Origin of the sequence: Streptomyces sp. NPDC005799 (genome assembly GCF_040630525.1) — a bacterium.
Taxonomy (GTDB): Bacteria; Actinomycetota; Actinomycetes; order Streptomycetales; family Streptomycetaceae; genus Streptomyces; species Streptomyces griseorubiginosus_B.
The window spans coordinates 35,850-57,503 of sequence record NZ_JBEXXQ010000057.1; the positions used below are offsets into that span (position 1 = coordinate 35,850).

General features: G+C 69.6%; 17 protein-coding genes and 4 tRNA genes. 10 read left to right on the forward strand and 11 right to left on the reverse strand.

What is annotated here, in order from left to right; all coding sequences use genetic code 11:
• Positions 1-18: 18 nt before the first annotated feature.
• From ABZ453_RS40195 to ABZ453_RS40205, 3 genes are all read right to left on the reverse strand, one after another.
• On the reverse strand, positions 19-2,115 hold the full coding sequence (locus ABZ453_RS40195; protein WP_359023259.1) for a DEAD/DEAH box helicase: 2,097 nt from the start codon (positions 2,113-2,115) through the stop codon (positions 19-21).
• Positions 2,116-2,351: 236 nt separating this feature from the next.
• Positions 2,352-2,870, reverse strand: coding sequence for a hypothetical protein (locus tag ABZ453_RS40200; RefSeq protein WP_359023261.1), 519 nt, complete (start codon positions 2,868-2,870; stop codon positions 2,352-2,354).
• Between the two features lie 83 nt (positions 2,871-2,953).
• Complete coding sequence (locus ABZ453_RS40205) at positions 2,954-3,304, reverse strand: metallopeptidase family protein (RefSeq protein ID WP_359023263.1); 351 nt, start codon at positions 3,302-3,304, stop codon at positions 2,954-2,956.
• An 85-nt stretch (positions 3,305-3,389) separates the two neighbouring features.
• On the opposite strand from ABZ453_RS40205, the gene ABZ453_RS40210 reads away from it, so the two are divergent.
• The 8 genes from ABZ453_RS40210 to ABZ453_RS40245 all read left to right on the forward strand — a co-directional run bounded on the left by ABZ453_RS40210 (position 3,390) and on the right by ABZ453_RS40245 (position 10,668).
• Positions 3,390-4,961, forward strand: a complete 1,572-nt coding sequence (locus tag ABZ453_RS40210) for a metallophosphoesterase (RefSeq protein ID WP_359023265.1) — start codon at positions 3,390-3,392, stop codon at positions 4,959-4,961.
• A gap of 80 nt (positions 4,962-5,041) precedes the next feature.
• A tRNA-Glu gene (locus ABZ453_RS40215) sits at positions 5,042-5,114 on the forward strand.
• A 41-nt stretch (positions 5,115-5,155) separates the two neighbouring features.
• Positions 5,156-5,230 (forward strand) — tRNA-Asp (locus tag ABZ453_RS40220).
• A gap of 24 nt (positions 5,231-5,254) precedes the next feature.
• Positions 5,255-5,328 (forward strand) — tRNA-Phe (locus ABZ453_RS40225).
• Between the two features lie 234 nt (positions 5,329-5,562).
• Positions 5,563-5,907: a hypothetical protein gene (locus tag ABZ453_RS40230; protein WP_359023267.1), complete on the forward strand. Its 345-nt coding sequence runs from the start codon at positions 5,563-5,565 to the stop codon at positions 5,905-5,907.
• Between the two features lie 69 nt (positions 5,908-5,976).
• Positions 5,977-9,945, forward strand: coding sequence for an ATP-dependent RNA helicase HrpA (hrpA, locus tag ABZ453_RS40235; protein ID WP_359023269.1), 3,969 nt, complete (start codon positions 5,977-5,979; stop codon positions 9,943-9,945).
• Between the two features lie 93 nt (positions 9,946-10,038).
• Positions 10,039-10,113, forward strand: a tRNA-Asp gene (locus ABZ453_RS40240).
• 363 nt (positions 10,114-10,476) lie between these two features.
• Complete coding sequence (locus tag ABZ453_RS40245; RefSeq protein ID WP_359023271.1) at positions 10,477-10,668, forward strand: DUF6274 family protein; 192 nt, start codon at positions 10,477-10,479, stop codon at positions 10,666-10,668.
• A 482-nt stretch (positions 10,669-11,150) separates the two neighbouring features.
• Here ABZ453_RS40245 and bldC read toward each other — a convergent pair whose 3' ends face one another.
• On the reverse strand, positions 11,151-11,357 hold the full coding sequence (gene bldC / locus ABZ453_RS40250; RefSeq protein ID WP_003949541.1) for a developmental transcriptional regulator BldC: 207 nt from the start codon (positions 11,355-11,357) through the stop codon (positions 11,151-11,153).
• 494 nt (positions 11,358-11,851) lie between these two features.
• Positions 11,852-12,694 carry a hypothetical protein gene (locus ABZ453_RS40255; protein ID WP_359023273.1) on the reverse strand — a complete coding sequence of 281 codons (843 nt, stop codon included), beginning with the start codon at positions 12,692-12,694 and terminating at the stop codon, positions 11,852-11,854.
• Between the two features lie 219 nt (positions 12,695-12,913).
• Here ABZ453_RS40255 and ABZ453_RS40260 point away from each other — a divergent pair, with 219 nt between their 5' ends.
• Positions 12,914-14,011: a Glu/Leu/Phe/Val dehydrogenase dimerization domain-containing protein gene (locus tag ABZ453_RS40260; protein WP_359023275.1), complete on the forward strand. Its 1,098-nt coding sequence runs from the start codon at positions 12,914-12,916 to the stop codon at positions 14,009-14,011.
• A 307-nt stretch (positions 14,012-14,318) separates the two neighbouring features.
• Entirely contained in the window at positions 14,319-14,576 is a 258-nt protein-coding gene (locus tag ABZ453_RS40265) for a DUF3073 domain-containing protein (protein ID WP_133049037.1), read from the forward strand.
• A gap of 146 nt (positions 14,577-14,722) precedes the next feature.
• On the opposite strand, the gene purM is transcribed toward ABZ453_RS40265, so the two are convergent.
• The 6 genes from purM to purS form a co-directional block, all read right to left on the reverse strand.
• Complete coding sequence (gene purM / locus ABZ453_RS40270; RefSeq protein ID WP_359023277.1) at positions 14,723-15,787, reverse strand: phosphoribosylformylglycinamidine cyclo-ligase; 1,065 nt, start codon at positions 15,785-15,787, stop codon at positions 14,723-14,725.
• Positions 15,788-15,832: 45 nt separating this feature from the next.
• Positions 15,833-17,362: an amidophosphoribosyltransferase gene (purF, locus tag ABZ453_RS40275; protein ID WP_359023279.1), complete on the reverse strand. Its 1,530-nt coding sequence runs from the start codon at positions 17,360-17,362 to the stop codon at positions 15,833-15,835.
• Positions 17,363-17,549: 187 nt separating this feature from the next.
• Positions 17,550-18,347 carry a sterol carrier family protein gene (locus tag ABZ453_RS40280; protein ID WP_359023281.1) on the reverse strand — a complete coding sequence of 266 codons (798 nt, stop codon included), beginning with the start codon at positions 18,345-18,347 and terminating at the stop codon, positions 17,550-17,552.
• An 88-nt stretch (positions 18,348-18,435) separates the two neighbouring features.
• The gene (gene purL, locus ABZ453_RS40285; protein WP_359023283.1) at positions 18,436-20,694 is read right to left on the reverse strand and encodes a phosphoribosylformylglycinamidine synthase subunit PurL; all 2,259 of its coding nucleotides are present in this window, start codon (positions 20,692-20,694) and stop codon (positions 18,436-18,438) included.
• The gene (purQ, locus tag ABZ453_RS40290; protein WP_359023285.1) at positions 20,691-21,371 is read right to left on the reverse strand and encodes a phosphoribosylformylglycinamidine synthase subunit PurQ; all 681 of its coding nucleotides are present in this window, start codon (positions 21,369-21,371) and stop codon (positions 20,691-20,693) included. Before purQ ends, purL begins: the two co-directional genes overlap by 4 nt.
• The gene (gene purS, locus ABZ453_RS40295) at positions 21,368-21,631 is read right to left on the reverse strand and encodes a phosphoribosylformylglycinamidine synthase subunit PurS (RefSeq protein WP_093501106.1); all 264 of its coding nucleotides are present in this window, start codon (positions 21,629-21,631) and stop codon (positions 21,368-21,370) included. The genes purQ and purS overlap by 4 nt, the downstream gene beginning before the upstream one ends.
• Between the last annotated feature and the right edge of the window lie 23 nt (positions 21,632-21,654).

Consider the following 21,654-nt stretch of genomic DNA (forward strand, 5'->3'; position numbering starts at 1 on the left):
AGTCAGCTCCGCATGGGGTCAGCCGTTGCGCTTCCAGCGCGGCTTGTCGTCACGGCGGCCGAAGGAGCCGGTGCCGCGGTGGTCGTCACGGCGGCCGTACGGGCGGTCGTGGCCGCCGGTGCGGAAGCCCGGACGGTCGTCACGGCGGTCGCGGTTGAAGGGACGGTCGCTGCCACGGTGACCGCCACGCTCGTCCCGGCGCTCGAAGGAACGGCCGGCCGGACGCTCGTCACGGCGGAACCCGTCCCGGTCGTTGTCCCGACGCTCGAACCCACGCCCACCGCGGTCGTCACGGCGCTCGAAGGAACGGCCACCCCGGTCGTCACGGCGGTCATCGCGGCGGAAGCCACCACGGTCGTTGTCCCGACGCTCGAACCCACGCCCGCCACGGTCGTCGCGGCGCTCGAAGGAACGGCCGCCCCGGTCGTCACGGCGGTCGTCACGACCGTCACGACGGAAACCGCCCCGGTCGTTGTCCCGACGCTCGAACCCACGCCCACCACGGTCGTCACGGCGCTCGAAGGAACGGCCACCACGGTCGTCACGGCGGTCATCGCGGCGGAAGCCACCACGGTCGTTGTCCCGACGCTCACGACGCTCGTACGACGGCGCGGCCTCCGTACGCTCCACGTCCTGCACGGCAGGCTGCTCGGGCACGGACACCTCGGCCGCCTCGACAGCAGCCTCGGCGACCGCGGCCTGCGCCTCGGCCACCGCCACCTCCGGGTCCTCGCCGCGCTCGCGGGCGACCCGGGCCACCAGCCGGTCGGCCTCCTCACGCAGCTCGGTCGCCCGGCGCTGCGCCCGCTCCAGCTGCTTGGTGAGGTGAGCGACCTCACGCTCGGCCTGCTGGGCCGCGTTGGCCGCGGACTCGGACTGGACCTCGGTCATCGAACGGGCGCCGGTGATCTCGGCGACCTCGGGCTCGAAAGCCGTACCGGAGTTGATGATGTGACGCCCGGCGTCGACGCCCGCGTCCTCCATCAGCCGGAAGATCTGGCGGCGCTGGTGCGGCAGGGACAGCGAGACGACCGTGCCGGTGCGGCCCGCACGGGCGGTACGGCCGGCGCGGTGCAGGTAGTCCTTGTGGTCACCGGCCGGGTCGACGTTCAGAACGAGGTCGATGCCGTCGACGTGGATACCGCGGGCGGCGACGTCGGTGGCGACGAGCGCGTTGACGTAGCCGTCCTTGAAGTCGGCCAGCGTCCGGGTGCGCGCGCCCTGCGTCATGCCGCCGTGCAGCGCGTCGGCCTTTACGCCGGCCTCGCGCAGCTGCTCGGCGATGCGGTCGGCGCCCAGCTGGGTGCGGACGAAGATGATGGTGCGGCCCTTGCGGGAGGCGATGGCCGCGGTGACCGGCGCCTTGTCCTTGGGCTTCACGATCAGGATGTGGTGGGACATCGTCGTGACGTTGCCCTGGGCGCTGTCGACCTCGTGCGAGACCGGGTCGACCAGGTAGCGCTTGACCAGTGTGGAGATCTCGTTCTCCATGGTCGCGGAGAACAGCATCCGCTGGCCGCCCGCCGGAACCTGGTCGAGCAGCTCCGTCACCTCGGGCAGGAAGCCCAGGTCGGACATCTGGTCGGCCTCGTCGAGGACCGCGATCTGCACGTCCTCCAGGGAGCAGGCACCGCGGTTGATGATGTCGCGCAGCCGGCCCGGCGTGGCGACGAGGATGTCGACGCCGCGCTCCAGGGCGTAGATCTGGTTGCCCATCGACGTACCGCCGCAGACGACCTTCATCTTCAGGCCGAGGACGTCGCCGTACGGCTGCAGGGCGTCCGCCACCTGCATGGCGAGCTCACGCGTCGGCGTGAGGATGACAGCGCGCGGCTTGTGCTTCTCGGTGCGGCCGCCGGCCAGCGTGGCCAGGGTCGGCAGACCGAAGGACAGCGTCTTGCCGGAGCCGGTACGGCCACGGCCGAGGATGTCCTTGCCCGCCAGCGCGTCCGGGATGGTCGCGGCCTGGATCGGGAAGGGGGTGGTCACGCCGTTCTGGGCGAGCTTGCGCACCACGCCCTCGGGGAGACCGAGGTCCGCGAAGGTGACCTCGACAGCGTCCTCGGTGCCCTCGTTCTCGGGCACGACGACGTGATCAGTACTGGAAATGGACATGCGTAAGCGAAACCTTCCGGAGTCTCGTCGGCACGCGCCCGTCAACTCCGTGATTTCGCAATACGACCGCCTCTATGCGGTCAGCCACGGCAAGGGAGAGAACGCGCCACGCGGCGCTCTCTGCAATGGCGCCGGGCAATGGGATCAAACGATCTACCACCATACGCACCCCCCACCCCCGAAGGCAAACCAGACCCCGCCCCTGTAGCCAAGGTCACGTGCCCGCCCCCAGCACCTCACACCGGCGACCCGGCCATCGGCGCCGGCTCACGGTCCTCCAACTGCGCCCCCGTATCCTGATGCGCCGACGACGACGGCTCCGCGGACGGCGGCGGCTCCGACGCGGACGACGTCGGCTGCACGGTCGGCGTCGGCGGCTCCGCACTCTGCGTGGGCGTCGGCTGCGCCCCCGTCGGCGTGGGCACCCCCGGCTCGGCGCTCTTGCCCGGCCCGCCCCGCGCCGGAGCGGAACCACTCGCGCCCGCCGACGGCGAGGCACCCGGGGACACCGACTCCCCCGCCTTCCCCTTGCCCTTCCTGCCCCCGCGCTTCCCGTCGGCCACCGCCCCCATACCGGAGCCGCCACCCGAGACCGCCGACCCCCCGCCCGAATCCGCCCCGCCCCGCCGGCCCGCCGAGTGCGCCGGCTTCACGCCCCCGCCACCCCCGTCGTCGCCCACGCTCATACAGCCGGCGGCCGCGGCGACGGCCATGACCGTGACGGCCAGACGGACGGGTACGTACAAGCGGCGCACGGAAGCCACCTCTCAGGCGGAGGGAGAAGTCAACCCGTTCAACTCCCGCCCCCCACAAGAGGACACGCGCCCGCCCGCGCCCCCTACCCGTAACCCAGCGCGTGCAGCCGCGCGTCGTCGATCCCGAAGTGATGCGCGATCTCGTGCACCACCGTCACCTCGGTCTCCGCGACCACGTCCTCCCGGCTGTCGCACATCCGCAGCGTCGGCCCCCGATAGACGGTGATCCGGTCCGGCAGCACACCGGCATACCACTCCCCCCGATCCGTCAACGGAGTGCCCTCGTACAGCCCGAGCAGCTCGGGGTCGTCGGCGGCCGGTTCGTCCTCGACGAACACCGCCACGTTGTCCATCAGCCGTGTCAGCTCCGGCGGAATCCGGTCCAACGCCTCGGCGACCAGTTCCTCGAACTCCTCGCGCGTCATCTCCAGCACACGCCCATTGTCAGCCACCGAGCACCCGTACGAGAGTCACCAACCCGCTCGCATATCCGCGCCCGGACTTGGGCATACGGGACCAATGGCCCGCGTCCCCGCCATGGCGTCGACCGTCGTGAACCGCATCCGCACCTCCCCGCGCACCCTCGCCCGCCACTACCGCTCCCGCCGACAACACCCCACCGCCGAACTCCTCCCCCAACCCCACCCCTGGGTACGCGCCCTCGGCCTGATGGCCGTCGTACTCCTCGGCGCCTGGCTCGGACTACTCATCGTCGGCAACGTGCGCGTGCCTGTCGGGCCCATGAACACCACCATGACCCTGCGCCCCTCCCTCACCGGCGGCACGAAGATCAACGTCTCACCCCTGGGCGCCCTCGAACTCAACACCCACCACGCCCCGGTCCGCCTCGACGTCAACGTCGACCAGCTCGACCCCGTCCGCGCCCAAGCCCTCGTCGACCACCCCGAACGCCTCTCCGGCCTCCAGGACGAGGTCGCCCGCGACGTCCAGCACGGCACCCTCGACCTCGCCCTGCGCTCCTGCGTCGCCGTCGTCTCCGGCGCCACCGCCCTCGGCCTCGCCGTCTACCGCCGCCCCCGCCGCGCCCTCGCCGCCGGCGGCACCGCCCTCGCCCTGCTGATGGCCTCCGGCGCCACCGCCTACGCCACCTGGAACCCCGACTCCGTCCTCGAACCCAAGTACTCCGGCCTGCTCTCCTCGGCCCCCTCCCTCGTCGGCAACGCCCGCAGCATCGTCACCGAATTCGACGTCTACCAGAAGGAATTGGCCCGCCTGGTGACCAACGTGACCAAGCTGTACGACGTCACCTCCACCCTCCCCGCCTACCAGCCCGACCCCACCACCATCCGCGTCCTGCACGTCTCCGACATCCACCTCAACCCCGCGAGCTGGAAGATCATCGCCTCGCTCGTACAGCAGTACAAGGTCAACGTCATCGTCGACACCGGCGACACCATGGACCACGGCACGGCCGCCGAGAACGGCTTCCTGGACCCCATCGCCGACCTCGGGGCGCCCTACGTCTGGGTCAGGGGCAACCACGACTCCAACCTCACCCAGCGCTACCTCGAACGCATGAAGAACGTCCACGTCCTCGACAACGGCAAGGCGGAAACCATCGGCGGACTGCGCTTCGCCGGCACGGGCGACCCCCAGTTCACCCCCGACCGCTCCAACAAACCCGGCGCCGACGCCTCCGAACAACTGGCCGGCGACCGTCTCGCCTCCGCCCTGAACGACCAGAAGACCGCCGGCACCCCCGTCGACGTCGCGATGGTCCACGAACCCTCCGCGGCCCGCGAGGTCGACGGCACCGTCCCCCTGGTCCTCTGCGGACACCTGCACCACGAGGGCGACGAGATCCTCAAGTACGGCACCCGGCTGCGCATGGAGGGCTCCACCGGCGGCAGCGGCCTGCGCGCCCTCGAACACAAGTACCCGGCCCCCATCGAGGCCTCGATCCTCTACTTCGACCGCGACAGCCGACGCCTCCAGGCCTGGGACGCGATCAAGCTGGGCGGCCTGGGCGAGACCACGGCGGAGGTCAGCCGCCACCTCCCCGACGACAACAAGCCCGGAGCCACCCCCACCACACCCACCCCATCGGCCCCTTCCCCCTCGGCCCCCTAAACCGTTTTGGCGATCCCTCCCCGCATCCCATATGCTTCTCACGTCCCCGACGCGCTGAGAAGCGCCCAGGCGGGCCGATAGCCCTCATCGTCTAGCGGCCTAGGACGCCGCCCTTTCAAGGCGGTAGCACGGGTTCGAATCCCGTTGGGGGCACGCAAAACCGTGTGCGACACTAGTGGTCGCTCACAAAGCTTGGTCCTGTGGAGCAGTTTGGAGTGCTCGCCACCCTGTCAAGGTGGAGGCCGCGGGTTCAAATCCCGTCAGGACCGCTGAGATCTTTTCGGAGATCTCGTGGCTGGGTAGCTCAGTTGGTACGAGCGATCGCCTGAAAAGCGATAGGTCGCCGGTTCGACCCCGGCCCCAGCCACAGCTAAGGCCCCGATCTTCGGATCGGGGCTTTTTTGCATGTCGTACGGCTCGTTGTATGCGGACTGTTCACCCCCGGTGTTCGTTGTCGTCCGGCGGGGTTATGACCGGGCGCAAGTGGACGCTCGGGTCGCTGAGTTGCGGGGGCGGTGACCGATGGTGGGGATCAGGTTGGCAGCGGGGTCCTGCGGCGCTACGTTCTGGCTGGTCGGCGTTGGGACAGAGGGCGGGGACGATGAGCCACAGTGAGGCCAGAGCCATTCGGGACGTCGAGTTGGAGAAGGACCGGGCCCGGTACGGGCTGCTGGCCGTGGTGATCAGCAATCTCGCCATCGCCGGGGTCGCGGTCTTCGGGGTGTGGCGGCTGGACGGTGACAAGTCGGTGATCGTGGGTGTGCTCACCGCCGCCTTCACCGCCGTGAGCAGCATGACCACCGCTTATCTGGGCATCAAGGCCGTGTCGAACACGGCCAGGTCGATCGCTCTCGGGAACGACGGCAGCGGACGGCAGCAGGCCGCGCCGGCCGCCACACCGACCGCCACACCGCCTGCCGCGCCGCCCGCCCAGCGGACGCCGTAAGGAGCCCGGTAGCCACCGGGTACAAATCGTTCGCCACGGATTTCCCGGGGATGAGATCCTGGATCGCGTATGTCTACGCACCCTGCCCCCGGCACCCCGGCTACCGGCACCCCGGCCCTCGGCACCCTCGCCCCCCGCCTGACCGAGCTCTCCCTGCGCGACGCGCAGCGGCTCGGGCGCAGGCTCGAAGGCGCGCGCAAGATCCGCAAGCCGGAGGCCCGCGCCGCCGTGCTCGCCGAGATCGAGGGCGAGATCGGCAAGGCCGAGGAGCGCATGGCCGTCCGGCGCTCTCGTGTGCCCGCCGTCACGTATCCCGAGCAGCTGCCGGTCAGCCAGAAGAAGAGCGAGATCGCCGACGCCATCCGCGACCACCAGGTCGTGATCGTCGCCGGTGAGACCGGGTCCGGCAAGACCACCCAGATCCCGAAGATCTGCCTGGAGCTGGGGCGTGGGGTGCGAGGCATGATCGGGCACACCCAGCCCCGTCGTATCGCCGCCCGTACGGTCGCCGAGCGGGTCGCGGAGGAGCTGGACACACCGCTGGGTGAGGCCGTCGGCTGGAAGGTCCGCTTCACCGATCAGGTGAACCAGGACGCGACCTTCGTCAAGCTGATGACGGACGGCATCCTGCTGGCCGAGATCCAGACCGACCGCGAGCTGCGCGCCTACGACACGATCATCATCGACGAGGCGCACGAGCGGTCCCTCAACATCGACTTCCTGCTGGGGTATCTGGCGCAGTTGTTGCCGCGGCGGCCCGACCTGAAGGTCGTCATCACCTCGGCCACCATCGACCCGGAGCGGTTCTCCCGGCATTTCGGCGACGCGCCGATCGTGGAGGTCAGCGGGCGGACGTATCCGGTGGAGGTGCGCTACCGGCCGCTGCTGGAGGAGGACTCGGACGACTCCGACCGGGACCAGATCACGGCGATCACGGACGCCGTCGAGGAGCTGATGGGGGAGGGGAAGGGGGACATCCTCGTCTTCCTCTCAGGTGAGCGGGAGATCCGGGACACCGCGGACGCGCTCACGCGCAAGCAGTACCGCTTCACCGAGATTCTGCCGCTGTACGCCCGGCTGTCCCACGCCGAGCAGCATCGCGTCTTCCAGCCGCACACCGGGCGCAGGATCGTTCTGGCGACGAACGTCGCCGAGACCTCCCTGACCGTCCCGGGCATCAAGTACGTCATCGACCCGGGCTTCGCCCGCATCTCCCGCTACAGCCACCGCACCAAGGTCCAGCGGCTGCCGATCGAGCCGATCAGCCAGGCCAGCGCCAACCAGCGCAAGGGCCGCTGCGGGCGCACGAGTGACGGCATCTGCATCCGGCTGTACTCGGAGGACGACTTCGAGGCCCGTCCGGAGTTCACCGACGCGGAGATCCTGCGCACGAACCTCGCGTCCGTGATCCTGCAGATGACCGCGGCCGGTCTCGGCGACATCGAGAGGTTCCCCTTCATCGACCCGCCGGACCACCGCAACATCCGTGACGGTGTGCAGTTGCTGCAGGAGCTGGGCGCGCTCGACCCGGCCGAGAAGGACCCGCGGAAGCGGCTGACGCAGACCGGCCGGAAGCTGGCCCAGCTGCCCGTCGACCCGCGTCTGGCCCGGATGGTGCTGGAGGCCGACAAGAACGGCTGTGTCCGTGAGGTCATGGTCATAGCGGCCGCGCTCTCCATCCAGGACCCGCGCGAGCGCCCCGCGGACAAGCAGACCCAGGCCGACCAGCAGCATGCCCGCTTCCGGGACGAGACCAGCGACTTCCTGGCCTATTTGAACCTGTGGCGTTACATCAGGGAGCAGCAGAAGGAGCGGGGCTCGTCGTCCTTCCGCCGGATGTGCAAGCAGGAGTACCTCAATTTCCTGCGCATTCGCGAATGGCAGGACATCTACACCCAACTCCGCACGGTCGCCAAGCAGATGGGCATCCACCTCAACGAGGACGATGCCCCCGCCGACCGCGTCCACGTCTCGCTCCTCGCCGGTCTGCTGTCCCACATCGGCATGAAGGACGTGAAGGAGGGCGCGAAGAACGAGTATCTGGGCGCTCGCAACGCCAAGTTCGCGATCTTCCCGGGCTCGTCGCTGTTCAGGAAGCCGCCGCGGTTCGTGATGTCGGCGGAGCTGGTGGAGACCTCGCGGCTGTGGGCCCGTGTCAACGCCAGGATCGAGCCGGAGTGGGTCGAGCCGCTGGCGGAGCATCTGCTGAAGCGGACGTACAGCGAGCCGCACTGGGAGAAGGACCAGGCGGCCGTGATGGCGTACGAGAAGGTCACGCTGTACGGCGTCCCGATCGTCGCCGACCGGAAGGTCAACTACGGCCGGATCGATCCGGAGGCCAGCCGCGAGCTGTTCATCCGCAACGCGCTCGTGGAGGGCGACTGGCGCACGCACCACAAGTTCTTCTCCGACAACCGCAGACTCCTCAGCGAGGTCGAGGAGTTGGAGCACCGCGCGCGGCGCCGGGACATCGTGGTCGACGACGACACGCTCTTCGACTTCTACGACCAGCGGGTGCCCGAACACGTCGTGTCCGGCGCTCATTTCGACTCCTGGTGGAAGCGGAAGCGGCATGAGCAGCCGGAGTTCCTCGACTTCGAGCGGGAGATGCTCATCCGGGAGTCGGCGGAGGCGGTCACCAAGGCGGACTATCCGGACAGTTGGCGGCAGGGGCAGCTCAAGTTCCGGGTGACGTACCAGTTCGAGCCGGGGGCGGACGCGGACGGTGTGACGGTCCACATCCCTCTCCAGGTGCTCAACCAGGTCACGGACGAGGGCTTCGACTGGCAGATCCCGGGTCTGCGGGAGGAGTTGGTGACGGAGCTGATCCGTTCCCTGCCCAAGCCGATCCGCCGCAACTACGTGCCGGCGCCGAACTTCGCGAAGCGCTTCCTGGACTCGGCGGTGCCCCTCCAGGAGCCCTTGACGACGACGATGGCGCGCGAGTTGAAGCGCATGGTCGGCGTCCCCTTCGAGGCGGAGGACTTCGACTGGTCGAAGGTGCCGGACCATCTGCGGATCACCTTCCGGATCGTCGACGAGCGCCGTCGCAAGCTGGCGGAGGACAAGGATCTGGAGGCGCTGAAGCTGCGGTTGAAGCCGAAGGCGCGCCAGGCGATCTCGCAGGCAGCGGCGGCCACCGCGGAGCGGCAGGGCGGTGAGTCCCTGGAGCGCAAGGGTCTGACCGACTGGACGATCGGCTCCCTGACGCGGGTCTTCGAGACCCGCCGGGCGGGGCAGCCCGTCAAGGCGTATCCGGCGCTGGTGGACGACGGCGACACGGTCTCGGTCCGGCTCTTCGACACGGAGGCTGAGCAGGCCGAGGCGATGTGGAAGGGCACGCGACGGCTGATCCTGCGCAACATCCCGGTCAATCCGGCGCGCTTCGCGAGCGATCGCCTGACGAACGCCCAGAAGCTCGCCCTGTCCGCGAATCCGCACGGCTCGGTCCAGGCGCTGTTCGACGACTGTGCGATGGCGGCGGCGGACCGGCTGATCGGTGACTTCGGGGGGCCGGTGTGGGACGAGGAGTCGTACCGGAAGCTGTACGACAAGGTGCGCGCGGAGATCGTGGACACGACGGTGCGGGCGGTCGGGCAGGTGCAGCAGGTGCTGGCCGCCTGGCAGGCCTGTGAGCGCCGTCTGAAGGCCGTACGGAGCCCGGCGCTGCTGGCGAACCTCCAGGACGTGCGTGAGCAGTTGGACGCGCTCCTGAAGCCCGGTTTCGTGACGGAGACGGGGTTGCGCCGGCTGCCGGATCTGATGCGGTATCTGGTCGCCGCCGACCGCCGGCTGCAGCAGATGCCGACGAACGTCCAGCGGGACACGACCCGTATGGAGAAGGTGCGCGAGATGCGGGACGAGTACGCGTGGCTGCTGGAGCAGATGCCGCAGGGGCGCCCGGTGCCGCAGCAGGTTCTGGACGTGCGCTGGATGATCGAGGAGCTCCGGGTCAGCTATTTCGCGCACGCGCTCGGCACGGCGTATCCGATCTCCGACAAGCGGATCGTGAAGACGATCGACCAGCTGGCCCCGTGACGGTTCCCGCACATTAAGTGAGTTCGACCAGGCGGCTCCCCTCCTGTACAGTCTCTTCTCGCAGCGCAACGCACGAATCGCGCCGCGAAACCTGGTCCTGTGGAGCAGTTTGGAGTGCTCGCCACCCTGTCAAGGTGGAGGCCGCGGGTTCAAATCCCGTCAGGACCGCAACAAGGCCCGCACCCGCGAAGGGTGACGGGCCTTCTTCATGCCCCGGCCCCCGCCCGCCGCCCGGAAGCCGCGCCCCCGGCGCACGCCGCAACCGACCCCAGCAAACCCCGTCAGGACCGCGACGAAAGCCCGCGCCCGCCAAGGGACCGCGGGGCTTCTTCGGGTGCGGCCCGGCTCCCGTGAGGGGTGCGGGTCTTCTTCGTGTTCGGGTGGGGCGGTTGGCGGGGTTTCAGGGGGCCGATCTCCTGCGTGTCGGCACTGTGAGCGTTTCCCCTGGCTCCCAGGCCGTCTTGACGGCGTCGGGATCCCTCGGTACCCAGGGACCAGGGCCCGTTCCCATGCGGCCCCTGGAGGTGGCGTATGGCGGCTTCGGTCAGGCACGAGACGCGGGCTTTGCTCCGTGCGCATCTGTCGGCCGCGTCGTCGTACGGGCATCTGACCCGGCACTGCCCGATCTGCCACCATCTGCTGCGGCTTGCGATGGACTCCGCCCCCAGAGCCGCCGAGGCACCGGACGAGACGGTCGAGGACGAGAGTCCCACCGGTGCGTGACCCCGGACACTCCCAACACCCGCCGCGCCAGGGGACGGTGGATCAGATGCCCCCTTTAGCGCACATGGGGCAACGGCAACAAGGACCCCGGCATGTGACGGGTGTCACCGCATGAGTTTCCGAAACCGCGGTACTTACACCCCACCTACAACTGGTCAATTTAATATGTGCAATTGCACCTGAGTGTCACCCCTCCCGCCGGTCCCCCTCCGAGGCCGCCCACAGGAGATCCGACACCCCTCCCCAGACTCCGACAAGCCCGCTCACAGGGCGACCGGTACCCCACCCCACGCGCACAAAAAAGATCGCGCTGGACCCGGCGGAGTCCAGCGCGATCGACGACGCACCCTTGTCACTTGCCTGAGAAGCCCCTGGGGGCTTGGGCGTGGGCTCTGTTGGGGCAGAACCCGCGTCGCTTGGAGCTAGGGTTCGGGCACCTCGGCACGGTTGGGGACCTGCCGGTTTGCCCGCTATTGAGTTGTTCAGGCCTCGCTGCGCTGCTGCGGAATGCCCGCGAGCAGAGCGCGAACCTCGGCCTCGCGGTAACGGCGGTGTCCGCCGAGCGTACGGATGGAAGTGAGCTTGCCGGCCTTCGCCCACCGCGTGACCGTCTTCGGGTCCACACGGAACATGGTGGCGACCTCAGCCGGGGTCAGCAGCGGCTCGGCATCAGGGGTGCGAGCGGTCATGAGCGGCCTCCTCGGGAGAACCGAACCTTCTCGGTTCTTTCCTCTAAATTCTGCACCTTGACCCGCGTTGCCCGAAATGGCGGACGCGAGTCGAGTCGGTTATAGGACGAACGGCTTGTCCTCGGCACTACAACTACACCATCTGTCCAGCCGCGTCGGCCAAACCGATGGAATTGCCCCTCCAGGTGTTCATCACCGACGGAAGCCGATGGACCATGCCATAGCGGACAGTCACGCCACTGTGACGATCAGTCACAGGACGCCCAGGAGTCATCAAGCCCCCCAAAGAAGAGCCTCCCCCGAACCCCTTGTCCTATTTTGGCATGAGGAGGGGTAAGAGACGCAAGAGCCGGGTACGTGCGGTCCGTCACGCTTGACACACAGTGAGGTGTACGCCCGGATCGGGACCTACGTCCCTCGTCGGCGAAAGCTCAAGGGAACTCGGGAACTTCTTGAACGAGGACGAAACCCCAAAACGGGCGTCCCGTCAAACGTCAGTTCGCCGAGCGCCGGTCCCTGACCGACCGCCAGCGCTCCACCAGCCGCCCGTACGCGGTCCCCGCGGCCGCCCCGTCACCGAGCCGCAACGCCTCGATGCCCTCGGCCACGTCGGCCGCCGAGTGGTCGTCCTCGAGCGCGCCGGCCGGCAGCGTGTGCACCAGCCCGCCGTAGTCCAGCTCGACCAGCGAGCGCGGATGGAACTCCTCCAGCCAGCGCCCCACATCCACCAGACCGTCGATGAGCGGCCCCTCGTCGAGGGCGTCCTTCAGGGCCCGCAGCGCCCGCGCCACCCTCCGCCGCGCCTGCACCATGGGCGTGCGGTACCGCAGCATCGGCGGGATCTCGCCCGACCCCTTGTCAAAGCGCCGCTCCTCGTCGGAGACCAGCACGAACCAGTGCAGCGGCACCTGCCAGGTCGAGGTGCGGATCCAGGGACGGGCGTCCGGGTTGCGCGCCAGCCAGCGCTCGTAGTCCTGGGCGGCCTGGCGCCGTACGACCTCGGGCAGCACCGCGTCCAGGACCGGCTTCGGCAGTTCCTCGGGCAGCTCCTGCAGGGCCTGCCAGCCGCGCAGCCGGGTCCGCCACGGGCACACGCACACGACCCCGTCCACATCGACCACGAACGCGTCGCCGCTCTCCTGCACCGGGACCGGGATCGGCGGGGTGGGCAGCAGGTCGGCGAGCGAGCGACGCAGTTCGTCCTGGTACGAGGGCCGCTGCGGGCGGCGGGCGTAACGCGCCCAGTGGCTGCGCTCCGGCTCGGGGAAGGCGGCCAGCGGTTCGTAGACGCGGAGGTAGGTCGCGTACGGGACGATCACCGAGGACACCTTGGGCACGCCTGCTCCCTCCCCCGCCCACCATCGGGAAAACCTGCGGAACCCGCACACAAACCTGCGGGAAATCTATGCAAATCGTCGCACGGCCACACGCCACCGGTAGGTGATCCTGAGCACTGCGCGGATGGCGGGGCGATCAGGGTCTAAATTCTTGCTCACAGCCCCGCCACCCACACGGGACTGGTCCCACCCGCCGCTACTGCTTCAGGAGTCACCACAGTGACCGACGTAACCGGCGCACCTGCTGATGTGCTGCACACCCTGTTCCACTCGGACCAGGGCGGACATGAGCAAGTCGTGCTCTGCCAGGACCGCGCGAGCGGCCTGAAGGCCGTCATCGCCATCCACAGCACCGCCCTCGGCCCCGCGCTCGGCGGTACCCGCTACTACCCGTACGCGACCGAGGCGGAGGCCGTCGCCGACGCGCTGAACCTCGCGCGCGGGATGTCGTACAAGAACGCCATGGCCGGCCTCGACCACGGCGGCGGCAAGGCCGTGATCATCGGCGATCCGGACCGGGACAAGACCGAGGCCCTGCTGCTCGCCTACGGCCGCATGGTCGCCTCCCTCGGCGGCCGCTACGTCACCGCCTGCGACGTCGGTACGTACGTCGCCGACATGGACGTCGTCGCACGCGAGTGCCGCTGGACGACCGGGCGCTCCCCGGAGAACGGCGGCGCCGGCGACTCCTCCGTCCTCACCGCCTTCGGCGTCTACCAGGGCATGCGCGCCAGCGCGCAGCACCTGTGGGGGGACCCGTCGCTGCGGGACCGCAAGGTCGGCATCGCGGGCGTCGGCAAGGTCGGGCACCACCTGGTGCGGCACCTGCGGGACGAGGGCGCCGAAGTCGTGATCACCGACGTGCGCGAGGAGGCCGTGGGGCGGATCCTCGCGGCGCACCCCGAGGGCGTCACGGCGGTCGCCGACACCGCGACCCTGATCCGCGTCGACGGCCTCGACATCTACGCGCCCTGCGCGCTGGGCGGGGCGCTGAACGACGACACCGTGCCCGCGCTGAGCGCGCGGATCGTCTGCGGGGCGGCCAACAACCAGCTGGCCCACCCGGGCGTCGAGAAGGACCTCGCCGACCGCGGGATCCTCTACGCGCCGGACTACGTGGTCAACGCCGGCGGTGTCATCCAGGTCGCCGACGAGCTGCACGGGTTCGACTTCGAGCGGTGCAGGGCGAAGGCGGCGAAGATCTTCGACACCGCGCTGGCCATATTCGCACGTGCGAAGGCGGACGGGATTCCGCCGGCCGCGGCGGCCGACCGGATCGCCGAGCAGCGCATGGCGGAGGGCCGCGGAGCGCTCTGATTCCGTAAGGTTTCCGGGGCTTTCGGGGTTTGGCCGGTACCTGTCGGCGGGCACTTAGAGAGAACTCTCACGTCCGTCGGCGGGTCGCCCGTCGAGAAGTGGTTAAAATCGCGGTTGACCAGCGGGGACGGGGCACCCCGAGGGTCCTGGGCGCGGGCACGTCATGCGGGCGACGTACCGTATGGGCGCGGGCTCAGGTACCGTGGAAGCCCTACGGACCGGTCTCTCCACGGAGAGCCCGTTCCAGATCATGAACGCGTGTCAAGACTCTGGGGCCGTCGAGCCCCGTCACCGAGGGGGTCGAGCCATGGGGCGCGGCCGGGCCAAGGCCAAGCAGACGAAGGTCGCCCGCCAGCTGAAGTACAACAGCGGCGGGACTGACCTGTCGCGTCTGGCCAGCGAGCTGGGCGCTTCGACTTCGAGCCAACCGCCGAACGGCGAGCCGTTCGAGGACGACGAGGACGAAGACGACCCGTACGCCCAGTACGCGGATCTCTACAACGACGACGATGAGGACGACGACGACCAGCCAGGTCCGTCATCCCAACATCGTCGCGGTGCGTAGTGCTTGCAGCGGCTTAGCCGTTCAAACCCGGTCCGGGGCCCAGCACCGGACCGGGTTTCATGCTGCCGTCGCGGGGCTCCGCCCCGGACCCCGCTCCTCGATCTCCCCCACTGCCTCAAAGGCGTGGGGGTCCCAAGGGGCTGGCTTCACGCGTAGTCGCCGACCAGTTCCGCACCCGTCGTGTGGTCCCGGCGGTCGGTGATCTCTCCGGCGACCCAGGCCTCGACCCCGCGGTCCGCCAGCGTCGCGAGGGCCACGTCGGTCGACTCCTCGGGGACGACGGCGATCATGCCCACGCCCATGTTGAGGGTCTTCTCCAGCTCCAGGCGCTCGACCTGACCCGTCTTGCCGACGAGGTCGAACACCGGAGCCGGGGTCCAGGTGGAGCGGTCCACGATCGCGTGCAGGGTGTCGGGGATCACGCGGGCCAGGTTGGCGGCGAGTCCGCCGCCCGTGACGTGGCTGAACGCGTGCACGTCGGTCGTCCGGGTGAGCGCCAGACAGTCCAGAGAGTAGATCTTGGTCGGCTCCAGCAGCTCCTCGCCGAGCGTGCGGCCGAACTCCTCGACGCGCGCGTCCAGGGAGAGGCCGGCCTGGTCCAGCAGGACGTGCCGGACGAGCGAGTACCCGTTCGAGTGAAGCCCGGAGGCCGCCAGGGCGATGACGGAGTCACCCGAACGGATGCGATCCGCGCCCAGCAGCCGGTCGGCCTCCACGACACCCGTGCCGGCGCCGGCCACGTCGAAGTCGTCCTCGCCCAGCAGCCCGGGGTGTTCGGCCGTCTCGCCGCCCACCAGGGCGCAGCCGGCGAGCACACAGCCCTCGGCGATGCCCTTGACGATCGCGGCGACCCGCTCGGGGTGGACCTTGCCGACGCAGATGTAGTCGGTCATGAACAGCGGCTCGGCACCGCACACCACGATGTCGTCCATGACCATGGCGACCAGGTCGTGGCCGATGGTGTCGTAGACGCCCAGCCGGCGCGCGATGTCGACCTTGGTGCCGACGCCGTCGGTGGCGGAGGCGAGCAGGGGGCGCTCGTAGTTCTTCAGGGCGGAGGCGTCGAAGAGGCCGGCGAAGCCGCCGAGGCCGCCGAGGACCTCGGGGCGCTGGGTCTTCTTCACCCACTCCTTCATGAGCTCCACGGCGCGGTCGCCCGCTTCGATGTCGACGCCCGCGGCTGCGTAGCTGGCACCGGTTGTCTCAGTCATGGCTGGTGAGAACTTTCGTGTCGTACGGCAGGTCTTACGGACCGTCTACGGGCGACGGATCGCGTCGGCCGCGGCCGTGGCGGCGGGCCCGGCGGCCAGCTCGGTCTCCAGCAGCTGCTTGCCGAGCAGCTCGGGGTCCGGGAGTTCCATCGGGTACTCGCCGTCGAAGCAGGCGCGGCACAGGTTCGGCTTGGCGATGGTGGTCGCCTCGATCATGCCGTCGATGGAGATGTAGGCCAGCGAGTCGGCGCCGAGCGAGGTGCCGATCTCGTCGATCGTCATGCCGTTGGCGATGAGCTCGGCGCGGGTGGCGAAATCTATGCCGAAGAAGCAGGGCCACTTCACGGGCGGCGAGGAGATCCGGATGTGGACCTCGGCGGCTCCGGCCTCGCGGAGCATCCGCACCAGCGCCCGCTGGGTGTTGCCGCGCACGATCGAGTCGTCCACGACGACCAGGCGCTTGCCCTTGATGACTTCCTTCAGCGGGTTCAGCTTCAGCCGGATGCCGAGCTGCCGGATGGTCTGCGAGGGCTGGATGAAGGTCCGGCCGACGTAGGCGTTCTTCACCAGGCCGGCGCCGAACGGGATGCCGGAGGCCTCCGCGTAGCCGATGGCGGCCGGGGTGCCGGACTCCGGGGTCGCTATCACCAGGTCTGCCTCGACCGGGGCTTCCTTGGCGAGCTTGCGGCCCATCTCCACGCGGGAGAGGTAGACGTTCCGGCCGGCGATGTCGGTGTCCGGTCGGGCCAGGTACACGTACTCGAAGACACAGCCCTTGGGCTTCGCGTCCGCGAATCGGGAGGTACGGAGGCCGTTCTCGTCGATGGCGACGAACTCGCCCGGCTCGATCTCGCGGACGAAGCTCGCGCCGCAGATGTCGAGGGCGGCGGACTCCGAGGCGACGACCCAGCCGCGCTCGAGGCGGCCGAGGACCAGCGGGCGGATGCCCTGCGGGTCGCGGGCGGCGTAGAGGGTGTGCTCGTCCATGAAGACGAGGGAGAACGCGCCACGCACCTTCGGCAGGACCGTGTGGGCGGCCTCCTCGATGGTCAGCGGCTTGCCGTCCTCGTCGACCTGGGCCGCGAGCAGCGCGGTGAGCAGGTCGGTGTCGTTGGTTGCGGCGACGCGCGGAGCGCGGCCGCCCTCCTGCTTGGGCAGGTCGGCGACCATCTCGGCGAGCTGCGCCGTGTTGACCAGGTTGCCGTTGTGGCCGAGCGCGATGGAACCGTGCGCGGTGGCGCGGAACGTCGGCTGGGCGTTCTCCCACACGGAGGCGCCGGTGGTCGAGTAGCGGGCGTGTCCGACCGCAATGTGACCCTGGAGCGAACCGAGCGAGGTCTCGTCGAAGACCTGGGAGACCAGGCCCATGTCCTTGAAGACGAGGATCTGGGAGCCGTTGCTGACCGCGATACCCGCGGATTCCTGGCCCCGATGCTGGAGGGCGTAGAGCCCGAAGTACGTCAGCTTGGCGACCTCTTCGCCGGGAGCCCAGACTCCGAAGACGCCGCAAGCGTCCTGGGGGCCCTTCTCACCGGGGAGCAGGTCGTGGTTGAGTCGTCCGTCACCACGTGGCACGGCACCGAGTGTAGGCGAGATCGACCACTGGTCCGAATTGGGGATACCCGCCGGTAGTGGATCTTCCTCAGCCCACCCCCTTCTGACCTGCGCAGACGTCGGCCGACCCGACCGCGGTGGCCGGTCCGCGGAGGGCGCGGAGTGAGACGTCCCTCACCCTTCGGGTGGCGCTCCGGCGCACCGGGGGCTATGCCATCAGCGGCAGCAGCCCGGACAGGTCCGCGCGCTCCCCGCTCGCGCTCACCCGTGCCTCGTCGAGCGCGTCCTTCCAGTTCAGGCGTCCGGTCGCGAGCCGGATCCAGGTCAGCGGGTCGGTCTCGACGACGTTCGGCGGGGTGCCCCGGGTGTGCCGGGGCCCCTCGACGCACTGCACGACGGCGTACGGCGGGACCCGCACCTCCGTCGAACCGCCGGGTGCCTTCGCGGCCAGCGCGTCGGCGAGCAGCCGGGTGCAGGCGGCGAGCGCCTGCCGGTCGTACGGCACCTCGAGGCCCGGCACGGCGGCGTTCAGGTCGTCGGTGTGGACGACGAGTTCGACGGTACGGGTGACGAGGAAGTCGGCGAGCGTGACGGCGCCCTTCCGCCACGCCAGCACCCGCGCGCCGGGGTTCTCGGCCAGCCGTTCGGCGAGGCGCTCGGCGGTGGCGGCGAGCGCGGCCTCCGGGTCCGGCTCACGCTCGGCGCTCACGCGGGCCATGCCGGCGATGGCGGAAGCGTCCGCGGTGGTCCCGGACACCCAGTCCAAGGCCGTTATCTCCGCCTTGAAGGGCGCCGGCTGGTCGAGCAGCCGGGAGACGACGTCCGTACTGAGCGCGATGTGCGCCACCAGATCCCGCACGGCCCACTCACCCAGCCGCGTGGGCAGCGCGAGCTGCTCGGGACCGAGCGTGCGGACGCCCTGCCGGACATGGCCGAGCTGGGTCAGCACGGCGGCACGGATCTTCACCGGGTCATAGGTACGGACACGCTTCTTGGCCGTGGGCATGCCGGTGAGCCTATTCGGCTGCGTCCCATGGCGTGCCGAAGGCGCCGCCCCTCCGGCACGGGCGGCGCCTTCGTCGTCGTACGAGTGCCTACTTGAGCAGCGCGGGGATGGTCTCCTCGTGGGCCCGGCGCAGTTCCTCCAGGGTGAGTTCGAACTCGCCCTGGAGCTCCACCGATGCGCCGTCGACGACACCGATACGGGTCACGGGCAGGCCCCGCGCGCCGCACATGTCGTTGAAGCGGACCTCCTCGGAGCGCGGCACGGCGACGATGGCGCGGCCGGCCGACTCGGAGAAGAGGAAGGTGAACGCGTCCAGTCCGTCCGGTACGACCAGACGCGCGCCCTTGCCGCCCAGCAGCGCCGACTCCACGACCGCCTGGATCAGACCGCCGTCGGACAGGTCGTGCGCGGAGTCGATCATGCCGTCGCGGGAGGCCGAGATCAGGATCTCGGCGAGCAGCCGCTCACGCTCCAGGTCGACCTTCGGGGGCAGTCCGCCGAGGTGGTCGTGGACGACCTGGGACCAGGCCGAACCGCCGAACTCCTCCCGCGTGTCGCCGAGGAGGTACAGCAGCTGCCCCTCCTCCTGGAAGGCGACCGGGGTGCGGCGCGCGACGTCGTCGATGACGCCCAGCACCGCGACCACCGGGGTCGGGTGGATGGCGACCTCGCCGGTCTGGTTGTAGAGGGAGACGTTGCCGCCGGTCACCGGGGTGCCCAACTGCTGGCAGGCGTCGGCGAGTCCACGGATGGCCTCGGCGAACTGCCACATGACGGCCGGGTCCTCGGGCGAGCCGAAGTTCAGGCAGTCGGAGACGGCCAGGGGCTTGGCGCCCGTCGTCGCCACGTTCCGGTACGCCTCGGCGAGCGCCAACTGCGCGCCCGCGTACGGGTCCAGCTTCGCGTAGCGGCCGTTGCCGTCCGTCGCGATGGCGACGCCGAGGCCGCTCTCCTCATCGATGCGGATCATGCCGGAGTCCTCCGGCTGGGCCAGCACCGTGTTGCCCTGCACGAAGTGGTCGTACTGCGAGGTGATCCACTTCTTGGAGGCCTGGTTGGGGGAGCCGACCAGCTTCAGGACCTGGTCCTTCAGCTCCGCCGAAGTCCCGGGCCGGACAAGCTTGTTGGCGTCGTCGGCCTGGAGCTCGTCCTGCCAGGACGGGCGGGCGTAGGGGCGCTCGTAGACCGGGCCGTCGTGCGCGACGGTGCGCGGGTCGACGTCGACGATCTTGCCGCCGTGCCAGTAGATCTCCAGGCGGTCGCCGTCGGTCACCTCACCGATGACGGTGGCGATGACGTCCCACTTGTCGCAGATCTCCAGGAACCGCTCGACCTTCTCCGGCTCCACGACCGCGCACATGCGTTCCTGCGACTCGCTCATGAGGATCTCCTCGGGCGAGAGCGTGGAGTCGCGCAGCGGTACGTCGTCCAGGGTGACGCGCATGCCGCCGGAGCCGTTGGAGGCGAGCTCGGAGGTGGCGCAGGACAGGCCGGCGGCGCCGAGGTCCTGGATGCCGACGACCAGCTTCTCCTTGAAGGCCTCCAGGGTGCACTCGATGAGGAGCTTCTCCTGGAAGGGGTCGCCGACCTGGACGGCCGGGCGCTTGGAGGGCTTGGCGTCATCGAAGGTCTCGGAGGCCAGGATCGACGCGCCGCCGATGCCGTCGCCGCCGGTCCGGGCCCCGTACAGGATGACCTTGTTGCCCGCGCCGGACGCCTTCGCGAGGTGGATGTCCTCGTGCCGCATCACACCGATGGCACCGGCGTTGACCAGCGGGTTGCCCTGGTAGCAGGCGTCGAAGACGACCTCGCCGCCGATGTTGGGCAGGCCCAGGCAGTTGCCGTAGCCGCCGATGCCGGCCACGACGCCGGGCAGGACGCGCTTGGTGTCGGGATGGTCGGCGGCGCCGAAGCGCAGCGGGTCGACCACGGCCACCGGACGCGCGCCCATCGCGATGATGTCGCGGACGATGCCGCCGACACCGGTCGCGGCGCCCTGGTAGGGCTCCACGTACGACGGGTGGTTGTGCGACTCGACCTTGAAGGTGACGGCGTAGCCCTGGCCTACGTCCACGACGCCCGCGTTCTCGCCGATGCCGACGAGCAGGGCGTCCGACTGGGGCGCCTTCTCGCCGAACTGGCGGAGGTGGACCTTGGAGGACTTGTAGCTGCAGTGCTCGGACCACATCACGGAGTACATGGCGAGCTCGGCGCCGGTCGGGCGGCGGCCGAGGATCTCCACCACCCGCTCGTACTCGTCCTTCTTCAGGCCCAGTTCGGCCCAGGGCAGCTCGACGTCGGGGGTCGCGGCCGCGTGCTCGACCGTGTCCAGAGGCGTCCTGCTCATGCGGTGACCAGCTTCTTGAGGATCGAGGTGAAGAACGGGAGGCCGTCGGTGCGGCCCGTGCCGATCAGCGGCTCGGTGGCGTGCTCGGGGTGCGGCATGAGGCCCACGACGTTGCCGGCCTCGTTGGTGATGCCGGCGATGTCGTTCAGCGAGCCGTTCGGATTGAAGTCCACATACCGGAAGGCGACCCGGCCCTCGGCCTCCAGCTGGTCCAGCGTGTACTGGTCGGCGACGTACCGGCCGTCCATGTTCTTCAGCGGGATGTGGATCTCCTGGCCCTGCTCGTAGTCCACGGTCCAGGCGGTGTCCGCGTTCTCCACCCGCAGCTTCTGGTCGCGGCAGATGAAGTGGAGGTGGTCGTTGCCGAGCATGCCCCCCGGGAGGAGGTGGGCCTCGGTGAGGATCTGGAAGCCGTTGCAGATGCCGAGGACCGGCAGTCCGGCCCTCGCCTGCTCGATGACCGTCTCCATCACCGGCGAGAAGCGGGAGATGGCGCCGGCCCGCAGATAGTCGCCGTAGGAGAAACCACCCGGAAGGACGACCGCGTCCACCTGGTGGAGGTCCTTGTCCTTGTGCCACAGGGCGACCGGCTCGGCACCCGCGAGACGGATCGCGCGCTGGGTGTCCCGGTCGTCGAGGCTGCCCGGGAAAGTGACGACGCCAATACGAGCGGTCACTTCGCGGCCTCCGCGACTTCATCCACGCGTACGGTGAAGTCCTCGATCACGGTGTTGGCGAGGAAGGATTCCGCAAGATCATGGATACGGGCGAGCGCGGCCTCGTCGACCGGCCCGTCGACTTCCAGCTCGAAACGCTTTCCCTGACGTACGTCCGAGATCCCCTCGAAACCCAGCCGCGGCAGTGCGCGCTGCACCGCCTGGCCCTGGGGGTCGAGGATCTCCGGCTTGAGCATGACGTCGACTACGACGCGTGCCACGTGCACTCCCGGTGGTGTGGTGC

Excerpts from the sequence above, each read along its gene's own strand:
- purL (WP_359023283.1), bottom strand. The coding sequence starts at position 20,694 with ATGAGCAGGACGCCTCTGGACACGGTCGAGCACGCGGCCGCGACCCCC.
- purM (WP_359023277.1), bottom strand. The coding sequence starts at position 15,787 with ATGACTGAGACAACCGGTGCCAGCTACGCAGCCGCGGGCGTCGACATC.
- hrpA (WP_359023269.1), top strand. The coding sequence starts at position 5,977 with ATGTCTACGCACCCTGCCCCCGGCACCCCGGCTACCGGCACCCCGGCC.
- ABZ453_RS40210 (WP_359023265.1), top strand. The coding sequence starts at position 3,390 with ATGGCCCGCGTCCCCGCCATGGCGTCGACCGTCGTGAACCGCATCCGC.
- ABZ453_RS40230 (WP_359023267.1), top strand. The coding sequence starts at position 5,563 with ATGAGCCACAGTGAGGCCAGAGCCATTCGGGACGTCGAGTTGGAGAAG.
- bldC (WP_003949541.1), bottom strand. The coding sequence starts at position 11,357 with ATGACCGCTCGCACCCCTGATGCCGAGCCGCTGCTGACCCCGGCTGAG.
- ABZ453_RS40195 (WP_359023259.1), bottom strand. The coding sequence starts at position 2,115 with ATGTCCATTTCCAGTACTGATCACGTCGTCGTGCCCGAGAACGAGGGC.
- ABZ453_RS40265 (WP_133049037.1), top strand. The coding sequence starts at position 14,319 with ATGGGGCGCGGCCGGGCCAAGGCCAAGCAGACGAAGGTCGCCCGCCAG.
- ABZ453_RS40245 (WP_359023271.1), top strand. The coding sequence starts at position 10,477 with ATGGCGGCTTCGGTCAGGCACGAGACGCGGGCTTTGCTCCGTGCGCAT.
- ABZ453_RS40280 (WP_359023281.1), bottom strand. The coding sequence starts at position 18,347 with ATGCCCACGGCCAAGAAGCGTGTCCGTACCTATGACCCGGTGAAGATC.